The organism is Ewingella americana ATCC 33852, from assembly GCF_000735345.1.
GTDB lineage: Bacteria > Pseudomonadota > Gammaproteobacteria > Enterobacterales > Enterobacteriaceae > Ewingella > Ewingella americana.
In genome coordinates this window covers 1-23,461 of record NZ_JMPJ01000035.1, presented here as the reverse complement: position 1 = coordinate 23,461, position 23,461 = coordinate 1, and the positions used below count along the sequence as shown (strand labels likewise).

The 23,461-nt window shown below is 56.3% G+C and carries 19 protein-coding genes and 1 tRNA gene; 10 read left to right on the top strand and 10 right to left on the bottom strand.

Annotation, left to right across the window (positions count from 1 at the left end; translation table 11 throughout):
* Together GEAM_RS05620 and GEAM_RS05615 are read right to left on the bottom strand one after the other, a co-directional pair.
* A partial coding sequence (locus GEAM_RS05620; protein ID WP_034789388.1) for a LysR family transcriptional regulator occupies positions 1–442 on the bottom strand: 442 nt, incomplete at its 3' end.
* A 222-nt stretch (positions 443–664) separates the two neighbouring features.
* Entirely contained in the window at positions 665–1,315 is a 651-nt protein-coding gene (locus GEAM_RS05615; protein ID WP_034789386.1) for a DUF1028 domain-containing protein, read from the bottom strand.
* Positions 1,316–1,550: 235 nt separating this feature from the next.
* Here GEAM_RS05615 and GEAM_RS05610 point away from each other — a divergent pair, with 235 nt between their 5' ends.
* From GEAM_RS05610 to GEAM_RS05585, 6 genes are all read left to right on the top strand, one after another.
* Positions 1,551–3,050, top strand: a complete 1,500-nt coding sequence (locus tag GEAM_RS05610; RefSeq protein WP_419471218.1) for an ABC transporter substrate-binding protein — start codon at positions 1,551–1,553, stop codon at positions 3,048–3,050.
* A 15-nt stretch (positions 3,051–3,065) separates the two neighbouring features.
* A complete protein-coding gene (locus GEAM_RS05605) occupies positions 3,066–4,013 on the top strand; it encodes an ABC transporter permease (protein WP_034789383.1) in 948 nt (315 codons plus the stop codon).
* Positions 4,010–5,806 carry a dipeptide/oligopeptide/nickel ABC transporter permease/ATP-binding protein gene (locus GEAM_RS05600; RefSeq protein WP_034789382.1) on the top strand — a complete coding sequence of 599 codons (1,797 nt, stop codon included), beginning with the start codon at positions 4,010–4,012 and terminating at the stop codon, positions 5,804–5,806. The genes GEAM_RS05605 and GEAM_RS05600 overlap by 4 nt, the downstream gene beginning before the upstream one ends.
* Positions 5,803–6,588 (top strand): ATP-binding cassette domain-containing protein, encoded by a 786-nt coding sequence (locus GEAM_RS05595; RefSeq protein WP_034789381.1) that lies wholly within the window; start codon positions 5,803–5,805, stop codon positions 6,586–6,588. Before GEAM_RS05600 ends, GEAM_RS05595 begins: the two co-directional genes overlap by 4 nt.
* A 16-nt stretch (positions 6,589–6,604) precedes the next feature.
* Positions 6,605–7,378, top strand: coding sequence for a FadR/GntR family transcriptional regulator (locus GEAM_RS05590; RefSeq protein WP_034789380.1), 774 nt, complete (start codon positions 6,605–6,607; stop codon positions 7,376–7,378).
* A 133-nt stretch (positions 7,379–7,511) separates the two neighbouring features.
* A tRNA-Asn gene (locus tag GEAM_RS05585) sits at positions 7,512–7,587 on the top strand.
* A gap of 90 nt (positions 7,588–7,677) precedes the next feature.
* Here the strand turns inward: GEAM_RS05585 and zinT are convergent.
* The 3 genes from zinT to opgB all read right to left on the bottom strand — a co-directional run bounded on the left by zinT (position 7,678) and on the right by opgB (position 11,935).
* Complete coding sequence (gene zinT / locus GEAM_RS05580; RefSeq protein WP_034789378.1) at positions 7,678–8,313, bottom strand: metal-binding protein ZinT; 636 nt, start codon at positions 8,311–8,313, stop codon at positions 7,678–7,680.
* A gap of 178 nt (positions 8,314–8,491) precedes the next feature.
* Entirely contained in the window at positions 8,492–9,469 is a 978-nt protein-coding gene (locus tag GEAM_RS05575; protein ID WP_034789376.1) for a chemotaxis protein, read from the bottom strand.
* A 165-nt stretch (positions 9,470–9,634) separates the two neighbouring features.
* Positions 9,635–11,935 carry a phosphatidylglycerol--membrane-oligosaccharide glycerophosphotransferase gene (gene opgB / locus GEAM_RS05570; RefSeq protein WP_034789375.1) on the bottom strand — a complete coding sequence of 767 codons (2,301 nt, stop codon included), beginning with the start codon at positions 11,933–11,935 and terminating at the stop codon, positions 9,635–9,637.
* A 408-nt stretch (positions 11,936–12,343) separates the two neighbouring features.
* Between opgB and GEAM_RS05565 the strand changes: the two genes are divergently transcribed.
* Positions 12,344–12,559, top strand: coding sequence for a YgdI/YgdR family lipoprotein (locus GEAM_RS05565; RefSeq protein ID WP_034789374.1), 216 nt, complete (start codon positions 12,344–12,346; stop codon positions 12,557–12,559).
* A gap of 2 nt (positions 12,560–12,561) precedes the next feature.
* Here GEAM_RS05565 and GEAM_RS05560 read toward each other — a convergent pair whose 3' ends face one another.
* Positions 12,562–13,506: a sugar-binding transcriptional regulator gene (locus GEAM_RS05560; protein WP_034789391.1), complete on the bottom strand. Its 945-nt coding sequence runs from the start codon at positions 13,504–13,506 to the stop codon at positions 12,562–12,564.
* 206 nt (positions 13,507–13,712) lie between these two features.
* Here GEAM_RS05560 and dalD point away from each other — a divergent pair, with 206 nt between their 5' ends.
* The 3 genes from dalD to GEAM_RS05545 all read left to right on the top strand — a co-directional run bounded on the left by dalD (position 13,713) and on the right by GEAM_RS05545 (position 17,964).
* Entirely contained in the window at positions 13,713–15,110 is a 1,398-nt protein-coding gene (gene dalD / locus GEAM_RS05555) for a D-arabinitol 4-dehydrogenase (RefSeq protein WP_034789373.1), read from the top strand.
* A 9-nt stretch (positions 15,111–15,119) separates the two neighbouring features.
* Positions 15,120–16,583, top strand: a complete 1,464-nt coding sequence (xylB, locus tag GEAM_RS05550; RefSeq protein WP_034789372.1) for a xylulokinase — start codon at positions 15,120–15,122, stop codon at positions 16,581–16,583.
* An 85-nt stretch (positions 16,584–16,668) separates the two neighbouring features.
* Entirely contained in the window at positions 16,669–17,964 is a 1,296-nt protein-coding gene (locus GEAM_RS05545; protein ID WP_051899416.1) for an MFS transporter, read from the top strand.
* Between the two features lie 125 nt (positions 17,965–18,089).
* Here the strand turns inward: GEAM_RS05545 and hemB are convergent, their stop codons facing one another.
* The 4 genes from hemB to GEAM_RS05525 form a co-directional block, all read right to left on the bottom strand.
* Positions 18,090–19,064 (bottom strand): porphobilinogen synthase, encoded by a 975-nt coding sequence (hemB, locus tag GEAM_RS05540; RefSeq protein ID WP_034789371.1) that lies wholly within the window; start codon positions 19,062–19,064, stop codon positions 18,090–18,092.
* A gap of 224 nt (positions 19,065–19,288) precedes the next feature.
* Positions 19,289–21,127, bottom strand: a complete 1,839-nt coding sequence (locus tag GEAM_RS05535; RefSeq protein WP_034789370.1) for an ABC transporter ATP-binding protein — start codon at positions 21,125–21,127, stop codon at positions 19,289–19,291.
* A 39-nt stretch (positions 21,128–21,166) separates the two neighbouring features.
* Complete coding sequence (locus GEAM_RS05530) at positions 21,167–22,600, bottom strand: M81 family metallopeptidase (protein WP_034789369.1); 1,434 nt, start codon at positions 22,598–22,600, stop codon at positions 21,167–21,169.
* Between the two features lie 40 nt (positions 22,601–22,640).
* Positions 22,641–23,461, bottom strand: an 821-nt coding sequence (locus tag GEAM_RS05525) for an ROK family protein (RefSeq protein WP_034789368.1), incomplete at its 5' end; no start/stop codon positions are given.

Here is a 23,461-nt window from a genome sequence, read left to right as displayed (position 1 = left end):
CGATCACCGCCATGTCCATCCGGCCTTCGGTGACCAGCTCGGCGAGGGTCGAGTTAAAATTCTCGTTGATATACAACAGAATGCGCGGGTGCTGCTCGCGGACGGCTTGTAGCAGTTGGGCGGCCATGTTGGGTGCGGCGCTGCCGAGAGCTAGGCCGACGGAGACCTGCCCGCTGAGTGCCTGACCGGCGCAGTTCACGGCGCTATGAGCCTGCTCGCACTGGCGCAAAATCGTCTGGGCGTGCATATAAAGAATATTTCCGGCCTCGGTTGGCGTTACGCCGCGCTTGGTGCGGATTAACAATTGCTGCTGCAACTCCCCTTCCAGCGTCGCCAGTTGCTGACTCAACGCAGGCTGCGCGATATGTAAAACATCTGCCGCCTGAGTCAGGCTGCCGATATCGACGATTTTCACGAAGTACTTTAAGCGTCTGAGGTTCATCACTGCTCTCCACGTTGCCAGAAAAGGGTCCCCTGCGGGATGCCAAACATATTGGCTAATTAAAGAGAGCAATATCTGGGCCAACAACTTGATTCTCACACAAAAACAAACCTAACCAATTGTAATTAATACTTATTTTACCCCTTCACTTATGAGTGACAACGACTAACCAGCGCACCATTCACATCCTATTGCACCAGCATAATGCAAACTTATGACGCGCTAGCCTGCATTGCCTTTAGGCAGAGCGGCAAAGAAGTCGGCGTAGGAAGGCTCACGGGTTTGCTGGAGGATCTCCGCTAGTTCGACCAAGGGGATATTAGACCAGTCAGCGCGCAGGTCGACGCTGGGATATTCGCGATCGTGCCAGATTTTTAGCGCAGCTGACTTCAGGCCGCGCTTGTCTCCCCCGGCCTGCGCACCGGCTAGCATCGCGCTGAGCAGACGGTCGGCAAAAGGTAAATCGGCGTTTTGGTCATAACTTTCCAGCATGTCGGACAGCGTACTGGCACCAGTTAGTAAGTTTCCGCCGACCACGCAGGAATCCCCTGCCAAACTTCCCGACCACTGACCACACTCTTCGCCACTCCAATGCGCCATGTTGCCCTGATTATCAATAATCAGCACCTGACGCATCTGCCGGTTGAAGTCTTCGGCCAGTAAGCTTTTTAAGGTTTGAGCGGCACCTGCACCCTGTCGGAGCAATGCCAGTCCACGCTCACCGTACAGTGGATTGGTCATAGCTTGGGTAGCAATGGCGCCAACTTGCGATCGCCCGTGGGTCACCAGCGCACCTACCGCCGGGCCCGCCGTGGCGCTGGCAACGCCCAGTGCTCCCGTTTTTTCATCCCGCGCTACGATTGAAAAGGTCAAAACCGCCCCCTGTTTTGTCGACTTATGACTAATTCGTTAAATTTATGAGTATAAATTATTGCATTTAATTCTATTTATACGCATAAATAAATTAAGCACAAATAATAAACAGGCTCTTTTGAGAGGAGTCACACGACACACAACTCGCCACGAGGTCGGTATGCTGCACACTCTGCGAAGAAGGTTTCTCCCGCTCTGTCTCTGCTTTGGCGCGATGGCGTGGTACGCTCCCACCATGGCGAAAACGCCAGCCGATGCCTTGTTAATAGGCCAAGTTGCCGAGCCGCAATCCCTCGACCCGCAAATCGCCACGGCGGCGAACGATTCGCGTATTTTGGTCAACATCTACGACGGGCTGGTGCGTAATGGCGAAGGCAAGCTGGATATCGAGCCCGCCCTTGCAACACATTGGGAAATCAGTCCGGATGGCCTGACCTATCGCTTTCATCTGCGGGAAAACGTGACGTTTCAGGATGGCACGCCGTTCAACGCCGAAGCGGCAAAATTCACCTTTGACCGTATGCTGGATAACAAAAACCCGTGGCATAACACCGGCCCCTTCCCACTTTCTTTCTTCTTTTCATCGATAAAAAGCATTGAGACACCGGACGCCAATACGCTGGTGTTCACCCTTAAAGAGCCTTTTGCCCCTTTCCTCTCTAATCTGGCGACGCCGACTGGCCTGATTGTCTCGCCGACCGCTGTTAAGAAATATGGCAAGGAGTTTGGCCGCCACCCGGTGGGCACTGGCGCATTTCGCTTTGCTGAGTGGCAGGCCAATCAGCGGGTGGTGGTCAATGCCAATCAGCAATATTGGGACGGCAAACCGGCGGTACAGCACGTGGTGTTTAGGCCAATAACTGACGGCAATACGCGGGTAGCCGAGATGCTGTCTGGCGGCATCGATGCCATGGTGGAAGTGCCGCCAGACACGGTAAAACTGTTTGAGAAAAAGCACGATCGCTTCCGTATGTACCAAACCACCGGCCCACACGTCTGGTATGTGATGCTCAATACGCAGGTGCCGCCATTCAATGATGTTCGCGTGCGGCAGGCGGTGAATTACGCGGTAAACAAACAATCTCTGGCAGACAATATTTTGCAAGGTTCCGCCGAGGTGGCTGACGGTCCTATCCCACGCGCTTTTGGCTGGGCGGCTAACAAAGAGGTTTCCCCCTACCCTTATGACCCAGCCAAAGCGCGTGAACTGCTCAAAGCCGCAGGAGCCGAAGGAGCGACACTGACTTTCTACGTGACAGAGGGGGGCTCCGGCATGCTCGACCCTATCCCGATGGCGACCGCTATTCAAGCCGACTTGAAAGCCGTAGGCCTTAACGTGGCGATTCAAACCTATGAATGGAATACCTATTTGTCGAAGGTAAACGCCGGGCTGAATAACCAAACCCATATGGCGGAAATGGCATGGATGACCAATGACCCGGACACCCTACCGTTCCTCACACTGCGTACCGATGCATGGCCGAAAGCCGGAGGGTTTAACTCTGGTTATTACAGCAACCGCCAGGTTGATGCGCTGCTGCAAAAAGCGCGGCTGACCACGGATACCGCGACACGCGGCGCGATTTACCGTCAGGTGCAGCAGCTTGTTCATGACGACGCGCCGTGGATTTTTGTCGCTAACTGGAAACAAAACGCCGTGACGTCAACGCGCATTCAGCACTTCGCGCTGCAACCGAATTTCAATCTGTTGCTCAATCGGGTAACCAAACAGTAAACGGGGAGAACCACGATGATGGGTTACGTACTGAAAAGGCTGCTGGCGACCATTCCGGTGTTTATCGGGCTGTCGTTGATTGTCTTTCTGATTATGGCGATGATCCCCGGCAACCCGGCGCAGGCGCTGCTGGGCGCGTGGGCGACACCAGAAAACGTCGCGCGCATTAATCAGGAGTTGGGGCTGAATAAGCCGCTCTATCAGCAGTATTTCATCTGGGCAGGGAATATCTTGCACGGCGATTTTGGGCGCTCATACGTGCTTAACCGGCCGGTGATTGATGAAGTGCTTGAGCGCTTTGGTGCCACGCTGCTGTTGGGCGGTTGTGCGCTGCTGATAAGCACCGTACTGGGCTTGCTAGCTGGGATTTTTTCCGCCGTGCGTCAGTTCGGCTGGGGGGATCGCCTGATTACCCTGCTTGTGCTGCTGGGCATTTCAATGCCCTCTTTCTGGATTGGCCTGCTGATGATCATGTTGTTTGCCGTGCAGCTCCAATGGTTTCCCGCCTCCGGCATGTACGCCATTTGGGACGGTGGCGGTGCTCTGGACTTACTGCATCACCTCACTCTGCCCGCCATTACGCTGGCGATTGTCGCAACCGGCGTGATTGCACGCCTAACGCGCACCGCCATGCTGGAAGTGCTGCGTCAGGACTTCATACGAACGGCCCGTGCCAAAGGTCTTTCCGAGCGAAAAGTGATTTATAAGCACGCGTTTCGTATGGCGCTGGTGTCGGTTATCCCGGTTATCGGGATTCAGGCGGGCTTTGTGCTGGGGGGAGCTGTGTATATCGAGACCGTTTTTCAGTGGCCGGGGCTGGGGGCGATGATGGTGAAAGCCGTTGCCACTCGCGATCTGCTGCTGGTTCAGGGCGGCGTACTCATTGCTGCAGCGGCCTACGTGCTGATCAATCTCTGTGCTGACATTCTTCAGGCGCTTCTCGACCCGAGGTTAAAATCATGAACTCGACGACAACGACCACCCCGCCGCGCCATCGCCAATCACTCTGGGCACTTTTGCTGGCAAACAGACTCGCCACGCTGGGCCTAACCCTATTGGTGCTGGCTGTTGCGGCGGCGCTAGCGGCTCCGCTGTTGCCTCTGCCAGATCCTGACGCGACCGATTTACTTAATCGCCTACTGCCGCCCTTCTCACAAGGACACTGGCTTGGCACTGACCCCTTAGGCCGTGACGTACTTTCACGCCTGCTGTGGGGTACGCGCGTGTCGCTGGCTGTCGGCATTTGCGCCACGCTTTTGGCGGCATTTTTCGGCACGCTGATTGGGCTGGTCGCCGGTTATGCCGGGGGAAAAACCGACAGCTTACTGATGCGGCTGATAGACATGCTGATGGCATTTCCCTACATATTGCTGGCGCTGGTCATTGTTGCGGTGCTCGGCCCCGGCCTGCTGAATGCGCTTTACGCCATCGCAGTGGTCAACATTCCCTTCTTCGCCCGTAATATCCGTGGCTTGACCGTCGGCCTGCGCCAGCGCGACTTTATTCAGGCGGCGCGGCTGTCGGGTAAAAATCACCTGCAAATCTTACTCACTGAAGTGCTGCCAAATGTCATGCCCGTGGTGGTAGTAACCATGTCGACGACCGTCGGCTGGATGATTTTGGAAACGGCGGGACTGTCATTCCTCGGCCTCGGGACGCAGCCGCCTAACGCGGACTTAGGCTCAATGCTTGGACAGGGTCGCGCACAGATGTTCAGCGCGCCGCACGTCTCGGTGGTGCCTGGCTTAATGATTTTCCTACTGGTAATGAGCTTTAATCTGCTCGGCGACGGCGTGCGTGACCTGCTAGATCCTCGACTCAAGTCCGGCGTGCTGCTGCGCGCTCAGGCAGTGACAGCCGTGGATCGCTCTCATATCCCGGCGGCGCGGCACAGTGATAAAGCCCTGCTGGAAGTGGTCGATTTGCAAGTGAATTTCCGCTCCGGCGCCCATGTTTCGGCGGCAGTGAAAAACATTAGCTTTTATGTCGCACAAGGCGAGTGTCTGGGGCTGATTGGTGAAAGCGGTTCAGGGAAAAGCGTTACCGCGCTGTCCATCATGGGGCTAGTGTCTTCCCCGCCCGGCGAGATAAGCGGCGGCGCGATTTACGTTAGCGGCGAAGAGATGCTATCTCTTCCTCAAAGCCAGTTGCAGCAGCGGCGTGGCGCGCGAGTGGCTTATATATTTCAGGATCCGCTAACCACCTTGCACCCACAGTTCAGCATCGGCGCACAGGTCATTGAAGCTATTCAAGCTCACCAGCCGCTAGCGGCTTCGGCGGCCAAACTGCGGGCGCTGGAGTTACTGGCAAGCGTCGGCATTGATGAAGCCGCCTCTCGCTTTGACGCCTTCCCGCATCAGCTCTCAGGCGGGCAGCGCCAGCGAGTGGGAATTGCCATGGCGCTGGCCAATGATCCCGAGGTTATCATTGCTGATGAACCCACCACCGCGCTGGATGTCACGGTGCAGGCCCGCATTCTCGAACTACTGCAAAAGCTGCGTCATGAACGCGGTCTAACTCTGCTGTTTATCACTCACGACTTTGGCGTTATTGCGCAGATCTGCGACCGCGTAGCGGTGATGCGCCACGGTGAAATCGTTGAAACTGGCGAGACACAGTCTGTGCTTCGTCAACCTCAACACGACTATACCCGACGCCTGATTGCCAGCGTGCCAAAGCTCGGTCAGGGGCGCGGTTTCCTTAAACAAGTCGGCGAGCTTTATCGCCAAGACGCGCCGCCGCAGGAGGCTCCATGAATAGGGTGATTGAAACCGATGGGCTGGTGAAAACCTTCGGCAGCGCGTCCGGCTGGTTTTCTGGGCGCAAGCATCAGGTGCAGGCGGTCAAGGGCATCTCTCTGCACCTAGACGCCGGTGAAACGCTGGCGATTGTTGGCGAGAGCGGCTCAGGCAAAAGTACTTTGGCGCGAATGCTGGTAGGTCTTGAACGCCCGACGTCCGGCAGCATCAGGCTGATGGGCGAAGAGATGTCAACGCACGCCAAGCGCGGCGACAAAGCCTTCGGCCAAATGATTCAGTATGTGTTTCAGGACCCGGTGGCTTCGCTCAATCCACGCAAAACCATCGCCAATACGCTGGACGTGCCTCTGCGATATTTGTGCAGCTACCCCGCCGCGCGCCGCCGTACGCGGATGCTGGAACTGATGGATGCCGTGCAAATGCCCGCCGACGCGCTGTCCGGGTATCCCCATGAGTTTTCCGGCGGGCAGGCGCAGCGGCTGGCGATTGCTCGCGCACTGGCAGCCGAAGCGCGTATCTTAGTGCTCGACGAGCCGGTTAGCGCGCTCGACGTGTCGGTGCAGGCGCAAGTCTTGTTGTTGTTAGACCAGTTAAAGCGCGAGTTTGGGCTTTCCTATCTGTTTATCAGCCATGATTTAGCAGTGGTGGAATCGATTGCCGATCGGGTGGCCGTGCTGTATCACGGAGATTTGGTAGAATGTGCGCCAAGCGATAGGTTGTTCAACGCTCCACAGCACGATTATACGCAGCGGCTACTCGCCAGCGCGCCACGGGTTTGAAGGGATGAAGGATTTTATGAGTACAGACAGGCCAACTCAGAGCGAACCGACGCGCCGTAAACGCACCGATGAAATTGTCGATGCCATAAAAGAGAGCATTATTAGCGATAACCTTCTGCCAGGAGATCGACTGCCTCAGGAGAAAGACCTGATAACTCGCTACGCAGCGGGGAAAGGCACCGTGCGCGAAGCCTTGAAATCGCTGGAGGTGCAGGGTCTGATCCGCACTAAAACCGGACCCGGCGGCGGCGCATTTATTGAATCCATGACCGAAACCCGCGCCATGAGTTTGCTCTCAAATTATCTTTTTACCCGCCAGCTTTCCATCGGCAATATTTACGCACTGCGCAAGGCGTTAGAGCCTTTGGTGGCGGTCAGTGCCATCGACAATATTGATGCCAAGGGTTTCGAGCAGTTGCATCAGCTGATTACGGTTTATGACCACGAACCGGCAGATGAAGCAGAACGCTGGGAGCAGCGAATGGCCGAACTGGACTTTCACGGCGTTGTGGCCAGCTATTCTGACAACGTGCTGCTGGCCTTTATCTGCCACTTCCTGCAACGATTGCTCAAGGATTTAGCGGTGTGTAAAGACATCTACCTGCGCCCCGAGCCTGTAGAACGCAGCGTCGGCATTAACTATCAATATCGCCTGATTGAAGCCATGCGCCGCAAAGATGCCGACTTAGTGGCTCAGGTCATGACCGAACACATGCAGCACGCAGAAGACGCGATGCTCGGCCTTGAGGCTACGCTCGAAGAGAGGTTTTTGCGAGACGGGCCGCTGTAATAGGCCGCAAACGCCCTTCTTTCGGCTAGATTCTCAACCACTTGGCTAAACAGCGAGCAAACGGACATAAATATGCAGATGCCCCTTTGACATGCCTGCGGGCAATCGCTATTATTCGCCCCGTTCCAACGATTCCTCTGTAGTTCAGTCGGTAGAACGGCGGACTGTTAATCCGTATGTCACTGGTTCGAGTCCAGTCAGAGGAGCCATATTAGAGACGCCCGCTTAAGGAAACTTAAGCGGGCGTCTTGCTTTGGGCGAAAGCTCATTGGCTGCGAAGAGTATCCGCAGCCGGTGCATCAATGTGCCAGCATTTCGTGGACAATCTGCTCTTTGCTCAAGGCGTATTCATAGTAGGTAGGCCAGTGGTCCATCTCCTTTAGCAAGGACTCTTGAGAGTCATTACCCATGTAGAGATGGTAGTGAGAGGATTTTTTCGGGCCGATAATATGGTCACTAAACTGCACATATTTTGGCGCGGTGGATTGCTTGTCACGGCATTCGAACAGGTAACGAACCCCCTTCTTGCCGGACGCATAGGTGAGAATTTTGAAACCGTCATAGTGGTACTGGCATGAACTCACCTGATTGTTCTGGTGAAATTCAATGACGTTGTTTTCAATACCAATCATTTCAATATCAGTCGCATAGCCCTTCTTGTAATACGCCCGATACTCTTCAACGCTTTTGCTTTTATTCTCTTTGGCCTTTTTCTGCAAAACTGGGTCGAGGTCGCCGTTCAGCAGGTATGGATTGAGCGACTGCCATACGCCATCCCAATCGCTTAACGCGCGATCTTTCACCTCAGTATTCTCAAATACACCCTCGCTGGCCTTACGCTCCTTTTCCGACAGCGGCGCGCCGTGTGCCAATGCTTGCGGGCTAGACAGTAAAATTCCCAGAGTTATTAAAGTAATAGGTATGCTTTTTTTCATAACGTTCTCCTGATGATCCATATCAATGAAGTGTTACGTTATAACATATCTAGAAATGTTTTCAATGCGGATTAATTGAAATGGGAGCAAGGAAATTACCGGGGGAATGAATAAACTTGACCAGCATTATCCCATTGAGAGCTAACGCTGGCCAAAAAGGTGACTATTAATAGATTACTTATTGATTAGCTGGGACTTTTTTGCCATCGAGCGCTTTATGAATAGCGGCTTCCAACTCGTTGATTTCGAATTTAGCGACATAGCCGTCGGCACCGACCTTGCGCACGTGGTCTTCATTGGCACTGCCGGAGAGCGAAGAGTGGATGATCACCGGAATATTTTTCAGGAACTCATCTCGCTTGATGTTTAAGGTCAGCGTGAAGCCGTCCATTTCGGGCATCTCCAGATCGGTGAGCACGAAGGCGATTTTGTCGGAAATTGGCCGCCCTTCCGCCTTGGCCTGCTCGGCAATCTTCTTGATGTTATTCCAGGCTTCAAGTCCGGTGACATGCATGACGCTCGGCACTTTCATGCTGTCGAGGCCGTGTTGCAGCATTGAGCGCGCCACTTTGGAGTCCTCGGCAACAATAGCTACCGCCCCCGGTTTCAAGGCAAAAGCTTTGGTCTTGTCCGCGTCAATTTTGGTATTCCGGTCTGGCGGAATGATGTCATACAGAATTTGCTCAACGTCCAGCACCAGCGCCAGACGATTACTGGATTTGTCATTGTCCAGACGCGCAATGCTGGTGATGTTGCGGCTCTTCACTCCGGCCTCGGCAGCCAGCACCTGACTCCACTCCAGCCGCACGATGTCATCCACCGACTCGACGGCGAAAGCCTGAGTGCTGCGGGCATACTCGGTCACCAGCAGAATGTTCAGCCCGGTTTTAGGCTCACAGCCCACCACCGCAGGGAGATCGATAACCGGAATGATTTCCCCACGAATATTCGCCATCCCCATCATCGGCGAGGCCATTCCCGCCGCTTTAGTCAGCGGGGGCATGACCACGATTTCCCGCAGTTTGAACACGTTGATGCCATAAAGCTCAGACTGCCCGTCGTCTTGAGAATTCCCCAAGCGGAACAGCAATAGCTCAAAACGGTTTGATGAGGTGAGATTGGTTCTCTCGTCGATTTCTTTCTGAAAATTATCCATGTCTTCCCCAAGAGAGAATGCTGAGCGAGGCGCTCTTAGCGACGCAGCGGTCGCTGGCTTAATAGGGTTATCGACCGTCGAGATAAAATACTTAGGCAGAAAGATGAGAAAAGCCCGCAGTTACGGGCTTTTTGTGATGTCGCTCGGGTATTTCAAGCAGCCAAACTAGGACTCCGTATCCCGGTCTTCCACCGCCAAAGAGACCAGCCCGATGCCGAGCTTTTTCGGTTCAAACCCGCTGCTGGTACCTTCGATTGGCTCAGTAGGCGACGGCGGCGTAATGACGATGCTTTGCACATTGCCCGGATTGGTGAAAGGCACGGTGACGGTTTCGTCCTGCGCGTTAAAGGTGACGAACTGCTCTTCGTCCCCCACTTTGACCGAGATTGGCTTGCCGATGTTGTTGCCATAGGCACGGGCGCGCAGCACCAGATTGAAGCTGGCCGGAAGAGGATCGACATAATCGATTTTCACCGCCGGAGCCAGATTAGCGTCTGACCAGCGCCCCCAGTCTTCGACACTAGAGATACCGCTGACGGCCTGCACCTGCTGTGGCAGCCCCGGCAGCATAAAGACAATCGCCTGCGACTGATACTTAGTGGCTTCGTCATCAATATTCAGCTGGTCCACCGTGCTCTGATACACCTGCTGGCTGCCGGTGGTCTGCGCGAAATCAACCTTGCCTTTATAGACCGCGCCGCTGGCCTGCACGATCTCCGGCTTAGATGCCAGATTGCCCGACGCCACGCACAGCCCGGTATTCAAAGCCAGCTCGGGTGCCCACACGCGTCCCATCTCATAGCACTTGTCCACCCAAACATAGTTGTTGCTCATGGTCAGCGAAGCCAGCTGCTTTTTCAGCGGCGTGGAGAGATAAACGTCAAACATCGGCTCCACTTTATTAACGCCAACTTTGAGGATAAACGGCACTTTGATGGTCATGCCGGAGAAGGTAAAGGTGTTGGCCTTGTTATCAATACTGTATTTATTGATGCGATTCGGGAAGCCCCACTGCTTGATAACCGCAGGTTTCCAGCCCTCAATCTTCTCATCAATATTCATAAATTGGGTTGCCAGTGAGGTACTCGACAGGCCACTGCGCCCCAGCCCGATAAAGTTATCACCGCCCATCAGGTCCAGCACCGTCGCGCCATTATCAATGGTGCTGCGTTTCACATTGTTCAGCTCGGCCTGCGGGTTGCGACCGTCCATCACAAAGAACAGGTCTTTGCGGTTTTTCTTGGTCAGCATGCTGTATGCGGTGTTGTTCATCGCCAAATGGTCGGAACTCACCACGATAATGGTGTTGTCGTAGTAGCCGGAAGCTTTGATTTTATCGATAAACGCCGCCACCAGCTGCTGGCTACAGGCCACCGCGCTGAGTGAACGGTTATCTTTATTGTTCACCAGATACTCTTTTTTAGTGCAGCCGCGCGAGATAAAACCGTCGGGATGATGAGTATCCACGGTGAGGGCGAACAGCGAGAAAGGCTGCCCCGCCTTGCTCAGCTCGACGAATTTTTTATAGGCTTCATCCAGTAAAGTGTCGTCGTACCAGCCCCAGTCATTTTTATAGGACGGGTCTTTGACCGTGCTGCGCAACTCGTTGTAACCATACAAGTTATCGAAGCCGTGCGACTTGAGGAAGGTGCCCTTGCCGGCGAATGCCAGCTCTGCGCCCTGATAGAAGTAGTTCTGGTAGCCCGCGCCCTTCAGCACGTCGCCCAAACAGACATTTTCCGGGTAGAAGGTCGACAGCGCGCTTGAGGCGTTGCCATCAAAAGGCGCAAACAGAGGGATGCCGCACAATGATGCAACCATGCCCGCAATCGTATAGCCGGTGCCCGGTACCTGCCGCGTGCCGGTAAAATCAATGCTGGCATCTTTATGCTTGGAAAGCTCAGTGGTCAGGCCGGGGAAGGTTTGCTCATCAAAGTAGGTGCGTTCCAGACTCTCGCCAAAGATATACACCAAGTTCGGCTTCTTACCCTTAATCACCTTCTGCGGCACTTTGTAATAGGTGTCGAAGTCGGCGGTATCGCCGCTGATTTGCGTTTTCACCAGACGGGAAATGTTCTGGAAAGCCTGAGTCGAACCCACCGAGAACACCGCCAGCATCACGGCGCACACGCTGTATACCCAGCTGCTGTTGCTGGCGCGGCGCTTTTTCAGGCACCAGACCAGCAGCGAGACTATGACCACCAGCGCCACTACCAGCCCGGCGAATGGCAGAATATATTTAGTCAGTCCCGCCCCTTTCAGGCTGCTGGTGACGGTGTAGAGCACGGCGTCAGTGATGCCGTCACCGGTAAAATAGTTACTGCCAATCAGCACTAAATTGAGGATCACGTAAAGCGTCAGGAAAAACAGCAGCAAAGAGAACCAGATACGGCCCGCCGAGGCGCGTCGCACATACAGGAAAATGGACGAGACGAATAAAAAGAATGAAATAAAATCTGTGACCATTGCTGCGCCCTGAAACATAGAGGTAGTAAAAGATGTTTTGCCTGCCAAGCGCAGGGCCGAATAATACGGGGATGCGCTATATAGCGTAATAAAATCAACAGGGTCAACGCCTGTTTACTGTTAGAGGTCAAGTTAAGGCGGGAAAGCGGAAATATTTGCCCAAAACGTGATCTGCATCGCTCGTTTTCAACAAAAAGTTAACCTTCGTTTAATCTTATCGAAACGTTCGCCACAGACAAATCAAATCGTGCCTATCACCAGCATTGGCGCGCTTTTCAGCTAATTCCCATAGGTGATTATTTTGGATTGAATTGGGGATTAAGCGCCGCAAGAGGGTGCGCCTGAGGGCGCTATCGGGTATTTTAATTCGCAAAGTCATCACGATATTTGAAAAGGACAACAGAATTGATGAGAAAACGTGCTTTTTTAGCCGTCGGTTTGCTGGCGATGGTGCTGTCTGGCTGTACCAGTGATTACGTAATAAGCACCAAAGCCGGGGATTCGATTATCAGCCACGGCGAGCCGGACAAAGACCGCGACAGCGGCATGACCAGCTACGTGGACTTAAACGGCGACTACCATTTGATGAACACCAACGATATCGCCGACATCCGCAAGAAGTAAGTTTACTGCAACAGCCATTCGGCGCAGGCTTCATCCGTGACCAAGCCGTTGATCCACTTGCCATTTAGCGCGGCGCGAATGGCAAGATGCTTGGCACTTCCTCCCGCTAACGCAATAACTGGCTTATCATCGTGAGGCTTAGGGCCGACGCTGGTTAAGCGGGCATTAAGCTCGCTCTCAATCCGCTCTCCCTCTGGCCCCATAAAGTGGCCCAGTACTTCGGCCACCGCATTTCTCGCCATTAAACCTTCGACGTCCTGCTCACTAATAAAGCCGTCTTTATGTAACGGGCAGCCCGGCTCAATGGTGCCGATACCAATAAAGGTCACATCAGCCTGACTGGCCTTCTCGCTCACCGTGCGATAAATCCGGTGATTGCACCAGACGGCGCGGTCTTCTTCACCATCGGCAAACAGCGGCGCTGGCAAAATGAAATAGCGCCCTTGGGTCTTCTGCGCCATCAGCAGCGGCACGTCGTAGCGAGTACAGGAACCGTCCGAGGCGATAGCCCCAATCAGCGACACGCTGCTGTGCTGCGGGCGTTCCACATCAGCCAGTTCGTCAATGGCGGCTTTCAGGCTGCGTCCCGAGCCGACGCCAATGATCATCGGCTGCTCTTGTTTAATGTACTGCGCCATCACTTCCGCACCGGCGACCGCGATGGCGTGGCTGATACCCGCATCATCCATTCCCTGCCCCGGCACCACTTGGCAAACGCCGAGACCAAAACGTTTTTTCAACTGGGCGGCTAACTCCATGCAGCGACCAATCGAGTGGGAAATGTGTACGCTGACCAGACCGTTATCCAGCGCGCTGGCCACCAGACGCTGCGCCACTTGGCGAGACACCCCGAGCGCGTCGGCGATTTCATTCTGCGTTTGCCCCGCCACGTAATACATCCACGCCGCGCGCGCCGCCTGATCCAGCTTCTTATCACTCTTATTCATGCCCACTTCCCAACTCGCTAATTTCACTGCCGCCATGTTATCGCCAATTCCTCCCTGCCGTGACAGCAAAATCTCCCCAAGATCGGAAAATGTGAGCCAAAGCCCACTTGACGGGCAAATGTTCCATTAAGCTATCGGCAATCGAGCAAAAGCCCAACTAAAGAGCTTAAGCCCAAATCACATAGTTTAATTCGCGTGGAGATCTTATGAACACCTCACTGACCCCAACACCTTGCGTCTGGCTGCACATCGGCAGCGGCTCTTTCCACCGCGCGCATCAGGCGTGGTATCTGCACCGTTTGCTGGTTCAAGGCCACAACGAGTGGTCAATCGCGCTGGGCAATATTCGTCAGGACGGCGTACCTCTGCTTGACGCCCTGCAAGCGCAGAATGGCCAATATGTGCTGGAAACCGTGACACCTCAGGGCGAGCGGGCCTATGAAACTATCACCTCGATTCAGAAAATCATCCCGTGGGATAACGAGCTGGCGGCGCTGATTGCTCTGGGGGCTGACCCGCGCACCAAAGTGATCTCCTTTACCGTGACCGAAGCCGGTTATTACCTCGACAACCAGTTCAATCTGGACCAAAGCAATGCCGACGTGCAGGCCGACCTCAACGGCGGCTGCCGAACTATTTATGGCGCGATAAGCCACATTCTGGCGCGTCGCATCGCCAATCAAGGGGGGCCTGTAACCTTGCTGAACTGCGACAACCTGCGCCACAACGGGGACCGATTCCACAGTGGTTTGTTGCAGTTTTTAACCCTGCGCCAGCAGCAGAGCACCCTCGACTGGGTGAAGCAGAACACCCACAGCCCGAACACCATGGTGGATCGCATTACCCCGCGCCCTTCGCCAGAAGTGGCCGTGCGCGTCGAGCAGGCCACCGGCATCAAAGACCACGCGCCGGTAATGGGCGAAGCCTTTATCCAGTGGGTAGTTGAAGATGATTTTATTGCCGGACGCCCGCCGCTGGAGCAGGTCGATGTCGAAATGGTCGAGTCCGTTCTGCCTTATGAAGAAGCCAAAATCCGCATTCTTAATGCCAGCCACAGCTGTATTGCCTGGGCCGGAACCCTGCTGGGACAAAGCTATATTGATGAAAGCACCCGTACCGAGGCTATTTGCCAGATGGCCTATGACTATGTGACCGAAGACGTGATCCCTTCCCTGTCGCCAAGCCCGCTGGACCTCGAAGCCTACCGCGACGTGGTGCTGGAGCGCTTTAGCAACCCGCACATTCAGGACACCAACCAGCGCGTGGCCGCCGACGGCTTCTCGAAAATCCCCGGCTTTATCGCCCCGACGCTGCAAGAGTGCTATCAGCGCGGGCAAACGCCGCGCGCCACCGCCATGCTCCCCGCGCTATTCTTTGTCTACATGCAGCAGTGGCACTTGGGCCAGCTGCCCTATGAGTATCAGGATGGCATTCTTGACGCGGCGGCGGTTCACGCCCTGTTTGACAGCGCCGACCCGCTGGCCCGCTTTGCCGCCGACGACAAGCTGTTTGGCAGTCTCGCCGGTAAAGCCGAATTCAGCGATCTGCTGCGCCAGTCGGTCGCGCGGGTTAATCAGTGGCTGACCGACGCCAAGCACGCCTAGGGGAAAATTATGTATCTCGGACTGGATTTAGGCACCTCAGAAATCAAAGCCGTGGTGATTGATGGCGAAGGTCAACTGCTGGCAAGTGCCGGTGAACCGCTAGAGGTCAGCCGCCCGCAGCCGCATTGGGCAGAGCAAAACCCTGACGATTGGTGGCAAGCAACTCAGCGCGCGGTGGGCCGTTTGCGGCAGAAATTACCCCAACAGTGGGCAGAGATCCGCGCCATCGGGCTGTCCGGCCAGATGCACGGCGCGGTGCTGCTGAGCCGTGATGGGCGAGTTCTGCGCCCGGCGATTTTATGGAATGACACCCGTAGCGCGGCGCAGTGTGAGCAGCTGACTCAGGCGGCTCCCGAGCTGCATGAGGTGGCGGGAAATCTGGCGATGCCCGGCTTTACCGCGCCGAAGCTGCTGTGGGTGGCGCGCCACGAGCCGCAAATTTTCGAGCAAACCGCCACCGTGCTGCTGCCGAAAGACTATCTGCGCTGGATGATGAGCGGCGAGAAGGTGTCGGAGATGTCGGACGCCGCCGGAACCCTGTGGCTGGATGTCGCCAAGCGCGATTGGTCAGATTCCCTGTTGGCGGCCTGTGGCCTGAGCCGCGACCAGATGCCGCGACTGGTGGAAGGCAGCGACGTCAGCGCCACGCTGAAAAATGATATCGCCCGCGCCTGGGGCCTGCGCGATGACGTGATTATCGCCGGTGGCGGAGGGGATAACGCCGCCAGCGCGGTGGGCATCGGCGCGGTCACGCCGGGCGACGCCTTTATTTCCCTCGGCACCTCCGGCGTGCTGTTTGCGGTAAATGACCGTTTTCGCCCCAACCCGCAGTCGGCCCTGCACGCCTTCTGCCACGCCTTGCCCAACAGCTGGCACCAGATGAGCGTGATGCTGACCGCCGCCAGTGCGCTGCGCTGGTACTGCACGTTGATTGGCAGCAATGAAACCACTTTATTGGCGGAAATTGCCCAGCTCAGTCCGGCCCAGCAGCGGCAGGCTCCGCTGTTTCTGCCCTACTTATCTGGCGAAAGGACTCCTCACAATGACCCGCAGGCCACCGGCGTTTTCCACGGCATGACCCACAGCACCGACCGCGCCACGCTGGGTTACTCAGTGCTTGAAGGAGTGGCTTTCGGCATGGCCGACGGGCTGGCGGTGATGCAACAGGCGGGAACCCAGCTGCAACAGTGCTCGCTGGTCGGCGGCGGCGCGCGTAGCGATCGCTGGGCGCAGTTGGTCAGTGACGCACTGGATCTGCCGATTGTCACGCACACCGGCGGGGAAGCCGGAGGTGCGCTGGGCGCGGCGCGTCTGGGCTGGCTGGCCGCTGGCGGAGATTTCGCCGAGGCGTGCCGCAAACCTGAAATTGCCCGTCGCTTCCAACCTCAAGCCGAAAACCGCGACATGCTGCGCGAGCGATTGCACACCTACCGGCAGCTCTATCAACAGCAAGTCGCCCTAAGAAACGCCTAAAACAATAACTTCCGAGGGCGCTTAAGCGCCCCATCTCTGCCCCCTACTCACCACCGGCTGCGGCAACGCGGCACAGGAGTTCGACATGCAAAAACAAGCAACCCACTGGTTCGGTTTACCGATGAACCTGTTCTGGGGCTACATTGCCATCGCCATTTTCATGAGCGGTGACGGCTTCGAAATGGCTTTCCTGTCTAAACACATTATCGACATGGGCTTCAGCGCCTCGCAATCCGCCGTGGTGTTCACGGTTTACGGGCTGGCAGCCGCGCTGGCGGCGTGGAGCTCAGGCGTCGTGGCTGAGATCATCACGCCGCAGAAAGCCATGCGCATTGGCTTTATTCTGTGGGTGGTGATGCACACGCTGTTTATGCTGTTCGGTCTTGGCATGAAAAATTACCCGCTGATGCTGCTGTTTTACGGCATTCGCGGGCTGGCTTACCCGCTGTTTATCTACTCCTTTGTCATGCTGGTGGTGCAAACCGTGCCGAAGCAAAATCTCTCTTCGGCTATGGGCTGGTTCTGGGCTATGTACTCGATTGGGATTGGCTGCGTGGGCAGCTATCTGCCGAGCTTCACCATTCCTTATATGGGCGAAACCGGCACGCTGTGGTTTGCCATTGCTTGGGTGGCGGTAGGCGGGATTATGGCCATGACCCTGCTGCGTAAAGTTGGCAAGCCGAGCAGCAAAGCCAATCTCAGCCCGAAAGAGAAACTTGGCGAACTGAGCCGCGCGGTGACCATTCTGTTCACCAATCGCAATATTTTCCTCTCCTGCCTGATTCGCATCATCAACACCATTTCACTGTTTGGCTTTGCGGTGATCATGCCGATGCTGTTCGTCGGCCGCCTTGGCTTTAGCATGTCGGAGTGGCTGCAAATCTGGGCAGTGTTCTTTTTCGTGACGATTTTCACTAACGTGATGTGGGGGATTTTAGGCGAGAAGATTGGCTGGTTGCGTCAGGTGCGTTGGTTTGGCTGCATTGGCTGCGCTATCTCCAGTCTGGCGTTCTACTACTTGCCAGTCTACGCCGGGCATAATTTCTGGGTCGCGCTGGTGCCTGCCGTGATGCTGGGCATTACCGTCGCCGCCTTTGTGCCGATGACCGCCGTTTTCCCAGTGCTGGAGCCTAACCATAAAGGCGCGGCGATTTCGATTTACAACTTGTCCGCCGGGCTGAGTAACTTTGTCGCGCCCGCGATTGCTTCAATCATTCTGCCGTTCTTTGATATCGTCGGCGTGGTGTGGGTGTATACCGCACTCTACCTGATTGCTGCGGTGCTAACCCTGATGGTTAAAGTGGAACAGCCGGGGCATCCGTCGAAAGCGGCAAGCCGCGTAGTGCTGGACCCAAGCCTACTACAGCGACCGACCCGCTAGGCGCGAATGGCCTGCTGAGTTAGCCACAAGGGCGACATCAACGCCCACTTCTGTCTTCACTCATAGTACAGACGTAAAAAAGCCGGGCATAAAAGCCCGGCTTTTCATGAAAACCACTCAGACCATTAGAGGCCGTTTTCAGCAATGTCCATCGCGAAGTAAGTCAGAATGATGTCAGCACCGGCGCGTTTGATAGCACCCAAGCTTTCACGCACCACGGCGCGTTCGTCGATAGCACCGGCCTGCGCGGCGAACTTGATCATCGCGTATTCACCACTGACCTGATACGCCGCCAATGGCAGGCGAGAGGCTTCGCGGATGTCGCGGATCACGTCGAGGTAAGCACCGGCAGGTTTCACCATCAGCGCATCAGCGCCCTCTTGCTCATCCATCAGCGATTCGCGCACGGCTTCGCGGCGGTTCATCGGGTTCATCTGGTATTGCTTGCGGTTGCCCTTCAGCACGCTGCCGCCCGCCTCGCGGAATGGCCCATACAGTGAAGACGCGAACTTAGTGGAGTAGGCCATGATTGAGGTGTCGATAAAGCCCGCTTCGTCCAGCGCGCTGCGGATAGCCTGCACTTGGCCGTCCTGAGCCGCAGAAGGCGCAATGAAATCAGCACCGGCGGCGGCGGCTACCACGGCCTGCTTGCCGAGGTTTTTCAGCGTGGCGTCGTTGTCTACGCCGTGGTCATGCAGCACGCCGCAGTGGCCGTGGGAGGTGTATTCGCAGAAACAGGTGTCGGACATCACAATCATTTCCGGCACGGTGTCTTTACAGATACGCGCCATGCGCGCCACCAGACCGTTTTCATTCCAGGTATCGCTGCCGGTGGCATCCATATGTTTGGAGATACCAAAGGTCATCACAGAGCGAATACCGGCGCGGGCATAGCGTTCAATTTCAAAAGCTAAGCGGGATTCAGGGATACGCATCACACCAGGCATGGCTTCGATCGGCACGTATTCAGATGTCTCTTCCTCTACGAAAATCGGCAGTACCAAGTCATTCACGCTAAATTCAGTTTCCTGAAAAAGAGCGCGCATGGAATCGGACTGTCTCAGGCGGCGAAGGCGTGAGTTTGGGAACTGGTTAGACATGAAAACTCCTAAGAAATTAACCTGTTGCGTTTTAAATGTAGTTCGCATACCAAGTCTGACGAGGGAACTCGTCGAAAGCGAGGGCGCTATTTTATAACAACTTTTAATGAAAGGATTAACTTTACGTGAGGAGATGTTAAGAAACTTGCTGCGGCAATCAGGGTAACACGCGACCCGACGCGGAGGGTGCGCCCCGCCGCGTTCAACAGAGCCAGTAAAATAGCTTAGACCTGCACGAAATGGCCTTTCGACACTTCATTATATTGGCGAATCGGCGGCACATAGCTGTTATCACGCACCGGGCTTTTCAGCTCATCCACCTGCATATGGCGCTTCAGGCCGCGCCGCGCCGGGTCTGGCACCGGCACGGACGCCATTAGCTTGCGGGTATAGGCGTGCTGCGGGTTGTCGAAGATGGCGGCGCGCGGGCCGATTTCCACAATTTCCCCCAGATACATCACCGCCACCCGATGGCTAACACGCTCCACCACCGCCATGTCGTGGGAGATAAACAGGTAAGAGAGGTTCATGCTCTCCTGCAAATCGAGCAGTAAATTCACCACCTGCGCCTTGACCGACACGTCCAGCGCCGAGACAGATTCGTCGGCGACAATCACTTTCGGGTCGAGGGTCAGCGCGCGGGCGATGCAGATACGCTGGCGCTGGCCGCCGGAGAACTCGTGCGGGAAGCGGCGCATCATATCCGGCGACAGCCCGACTTTGTGCAGCAGCGCGGCGGCCTTCTCTTTAGCGTCGGCACGGTTATGCAGCTTGTGTTGCAGCATCGGCTCGATTAAGGCGTCGCCGATACGCATGCGCGGGTTGAGGCTGGCGAACGGGTCCTGAAAAATCATCTGAATGCGCTGGCGCATTTGCAGGATCTGGCGCTTATCAATGTTCATCACGTCAAAGCCGTCGAAGTCGATTTCGCCACTGTGCGGAGTCATCAGGCGAGTGACGGCGCGGCCGGTGGTGGATTTTCCACAGCCCGACTCGCCCACCAGCGACAGGGTTTCCCCCTGCAACAGGTCAAAACTGATGTTTTCCACCGCGTGAACTGCCCCCACCTGTCGGCTCAACAAACCGCCATACACCGGGAAGCGCGCGCTGAGATTTTTCACCGACAGCACCGGCGTCTGCCCGCGGTCTGGGGTATTGGCGACTTCCAGCGGCTGGGTCGACGCGCCCGTTTGCAGGTCAATTTGCGGGAAACGCAGCGGCCAAGGTTGCCCCTGCATTGAGCCAAGCTTCGGCACCGCCGCCAGCAGAGCGCGGGTATAAGGGTGCTGCGGGCGGTGGAACAACTCGGCGGTTTCGCCACTTTCCACACACTCGCCGCGATACATTACCAGCGTGCGGTCGGCAATTTCCGCCACCACGCCCATATCATGGGTGATGAACAGCACCGCCATCCCCTCCTCTTCCTGCAAGGTTTTAATCAGGTCGAGGATCTGCCCTTGAATGGTGACATCCAGCGCGGTAGTGGGTTCATCGGCAATCAGCAGTTTAGGCTTCAACGCCAGCGCCATGGCAATCATCACGCGCTGGCGCATGCCGCCAGAAAACTGGTGCGGGTACTCATCAAACCGCGCCTGTGCATTAGGAATACGCACTTTCTCCAGCAGACGCAGCGTCTCGGCCCGCGCCTGTTTGGAGGACATCCCGCGATGGCGTTTCAGGCTTTCGGCAATCTGCCTGCCGATGCTAAACGTCGGGTTGAGCGAGGTCATCGGCTCCTGAAAAATCATCGCCATTTCGTTGCCGCGAATGTCGCGCATCGCCTTGTCCGACAGCCCAAGCAGGCTGCGCTGATTGAGGTTAACGACTCCTTCAATCTTGCTCGACTGGGCTTTAAGCAGGCGCATCACCGACAGCGAAGTGACGCTTTTGCCCGAACCGGATTCGCCCACAATCGCCAGCGTCTCCCCCGGATAGACCTCAAACGACAGGTCACGCACCACCGGCAGCCAGTCATCTTCGCCACGAAACGAGGTGGTAAGATTTTTGACTTCCAGCACCGGCAGGCGTGGCGTTGCGGCTTGTTGCGGGGTCGTCGCGTTCATGTTCTTTCTCCGGCAAAGGCAAACAGGTTAAGCCAACAATTAACGGCTGCGGGCTGAAAGCAAGGTTTCTGGCGTGTAGGTAAAGTCTTTGTCGAACGGGAAGGTGTCACGCACTTTGCGCAGGCGCGGCAAGCGCTCAACAAACTGATCGACCACGCCGTTGGACAGCGCCATCAGATTCGGGCTGGCGATCGGGGCCAGTTCCGGCGACAGATAGCCCGATTTCACCACCACAATATTGGCGTTGTGCGGGTCCAGCTCCAGCGCGGTAAAGTCGCTAATGTTGTGGTACGGGCGACGGCGAGCCGACACCACGATATCAATGCCGCCGGTGCGCAGCACGGCCTGACGGTCCGCCGGGGCCAGCGCGTCGAGCAGCAGAACCACCTCGAACTCGCCTTTTACCTGCGGGCTGGAGTGGTCTAGCGACGCCCCGAGAGTCAGGCTGAGGCGCGAACCCACGCCTGCGTTGAACGCTGCTTCGGTGGCGGGTAAATCGGCAATACCGGCGACAATCACGCCATCCGCATATTGGGCAATCAGCTCGGCCAGCACGTCGGCACGGTCACCCACGCCACCGCCGGTCGGGTTATCGCCAGAATCGGCAAGCACCACCGGGCGCGTCGGGCTGGCAATCGCCTTGGTCACGCAGGCTTTCACCGTGTCGGTTTCGCAGCCGAAAACGAAATCTTCGCGCGCGTCCCAGTAAGCCTGCGCCAGCTTTTTGGCTTCGCGCTCCAGCACGGCTTGGTCAGTGCCGGTCATGATCACCGCCGCCGTGGCGCGCGGCTCGTCAGCCCAGACATAGCCGACCATCAGCGAGCTGTCCCAGATGCCGTCAATCTCATCAATGCCCGGCAGTCGGGCATACAGGCTTTTCGCTGGCTCATCTTCGGTGCTGGTGCGTTCGCCCGGCAACACCACTGGCACAGGTGCCCACAGCAGGGTTGGCTTGACGCCGGTTTGCAGGGTTTTAATCAGCATCGCCACCGAGCGGCGCATGGTCTCTTCCGTATCAATGTGCGGCGCGGTGCGATAGGTAGAGAACATATCGATGGCATCAATGATTTTCTGCGACACATTGCCGTGCAGGTCGTAACTGACGCTGATCGGGCAGTCGTCGCCCACCGCCTCGCGGGCCGCGGCGATCCAATCCCCTTCGGCATCTTCCATCCCTTCGACATACATCGCGCCGTGCATCGGCAGGTAGAGGCCGTCGAAAGGCTTTTGCGCTTCTAATCCACTCAAAAATTCGGCTTTGAATTTTTCATAGGTCGCCCGCGAGACCGGACCACCGGCAATGGCGCGAGCATGAATGGTCGGCAAGAAGGTGGCCGGATAATCCTGCAAGAACTTGAAGTAAGGCGCGGCGAGCAGCGCCCCGTCGCGGGTAATGCGGAAGTCTTTCTCTTCGTTGAGCACCGGGTTGTAAGTGCTGCATTCGATATGGATACCGCCGACTGCTATACGCATGGTGTTTAACCTCAGAATTCAGAGTGTGAAAGTGAACGTTTCAGCAAGATTTCAGGCCGACCAAAAAACGGTGCGCTGGGATGCTCGCCGCAGCGCGCGCCCAAGTATCGTCATTAAGCGCGAAGGTTTTGACCGGCGTTAGCCCGGCCACGCCCGGCAGCACGTTGGCATCTATCGACTGCTGTACCACGGTGCCAAACAGCCCGGAGAAGCTCTGTTCCTGATGGGCAATCAGGATCATGTCCGGGTCATTAATTTGAATCAGATGCGAAATCGCCAAGCCCAGCGCGGTGCCCGCCCGATGCAAAATGCCAATCGCCGCGTTACTGCCGCGCGCCGCCAGCTTTTCCAATTCGGCGAGGGAATTCACCTCGAGAGACTCTGCTTTAGCCCGCTCCATAATGGCGTTAAGCGAGGCCAGCGTGTCGAGACAGCCGCGCTTGCCGCAGCGGCACGGCAGGCCGTCCAGCTCAATGGTGCAGTGGGCAATCTCCCCCGCACCGCCGTGAAAACCGCGATGCAGCTGGCCGGAGATAAAGTGTGCGTTACCAATACCCGCGCCGTGGCTGACCAGTGTGAAGTTGCTCAGTTCGCGGGCGTGACCAAAGCGTTTCTCACTCACCGCCAGCGCTTTGGCGTCGTTTTCAATGGCGACGGCAATACCTCCGCCCTGATTAATGGTCGGGCAGTGTTGGTGAATGCTTTGGCGGATCAGGTCGGCCAGCGGCACGTCGCGCCAGCTCAACAGCGTGGATTGCACGCAGGTCGACTGATGTTCATCGATGAAGCCCGACAGCGTCACCCCCAGCCCAAGCAGCTTGTCGGCGGCGTCGGCATGGGCCGCCAGCACGCTCCGGCAGC

Coding starts and splice junctions, on each gene's coding strand:
- GEAM_RS05565 (WP_034789374.1), top strand. CDS start 12,344: ATGAGAAAACGTGCTTTTTTAGCCGTCGGTTTGCTGGCGATGGTGCTG.
- dalD (WP_034789373.1), top strand. CDS start 13,713: ATGAACACCTCACTGACCCCAACACCTTGCGTCTGGCTGCACATCGGC.
- xylB (WP_034789372.1), top strand. CDS start 15,120: ATGTATCTCGGACTGGATTTAGGCACCTCAGAAATCAAAGCCGTGGTG.
- GEAM_RS05560 (WP_034789391.1), bottom strand. CDS start 13,506: ATGAATAAGAGTGATAAGAAGCTGGATCAGGCGGCGCGCGCGGCGTGG.
- GEAM_RS05575 (WP_034789376.1), bottom strand. CDS start 9,469: ATGGATAATTTTCAGAAAGAAATCGACGAGAGAACCAATCTCACCTCA.
- opgB (WP_034789375.1), bottom strand. CDS start 11,935: ATGGTCACAGATTTTATTTCATTCTTTTTATTCGTCTCGTCCATTTTC.
- GEAM_RS05590 (WP_034789380.1), top strand. CDS start 6,605: ATGAGTACAGACAGGCCAACTCAGAGCGAACCGACGCGCCGTAAACGC.
- GEAM_RS05610 (WP_419471218.1), top strand. CDS start 1,551: ATGGCGAAAACGCCAGCCGATGCCTTGTTAATAGGCCAAGTTGCCGAG.
- GEAM_RS05535 (WP_034789370.1), bottom strand. CDS start 21,127: ATGAACGCGACGACCCCGCAACAAGCCGCAACGCCACGCCTGCCGGTG.
- GEAM_RS05545 (WP_051899416.1), top strand. CDS start 16,669: ATGCAAAAACAAGCAACCCACTGGTTCGGTTTACCGATGAACCTGTTC.
- hemB (WP_034789371.1), bottom strand. CDS start 19,064: ATGTCTAACCAGTTCCCAAACTCACGCCTTCGCCGCCTGAGACAGTCC.
- zinT (WP_034789378.1), bottom strand. CDS start 8,313: ATGAAAAAAAGCATACCTATTACTTTAATAACTCTGGGAATTTTACTG.
- GEAM_RS05595 (WP_034789381.1), top strand. CDS start 5,803: ATGAATAGGGTGATTGAAACCGATGGGCTGGTGAAAACCTTCGGCAGC.
- GEAM_RS05600 (WP_034789382.1), top strand. CDS start 4,010: ATGAACTCGACGACAACGACCACCCCGCCGCGCCATCGCCAATCACTC.
- GEAM_RS05605 (WP_034789383.1), top strand. CDS start 3,066: ATGATGGGTTACGTACTGAAAAGGCTGCTGGCGACCATTCCGGTGTTT.
- GEAM_RS05530 (WP_034789369.1), bottom strand. CDS start 22,600: ATGCGTATAGCAGTCGGCGGTATCCATATCGAATGCAGCACTTACAAC.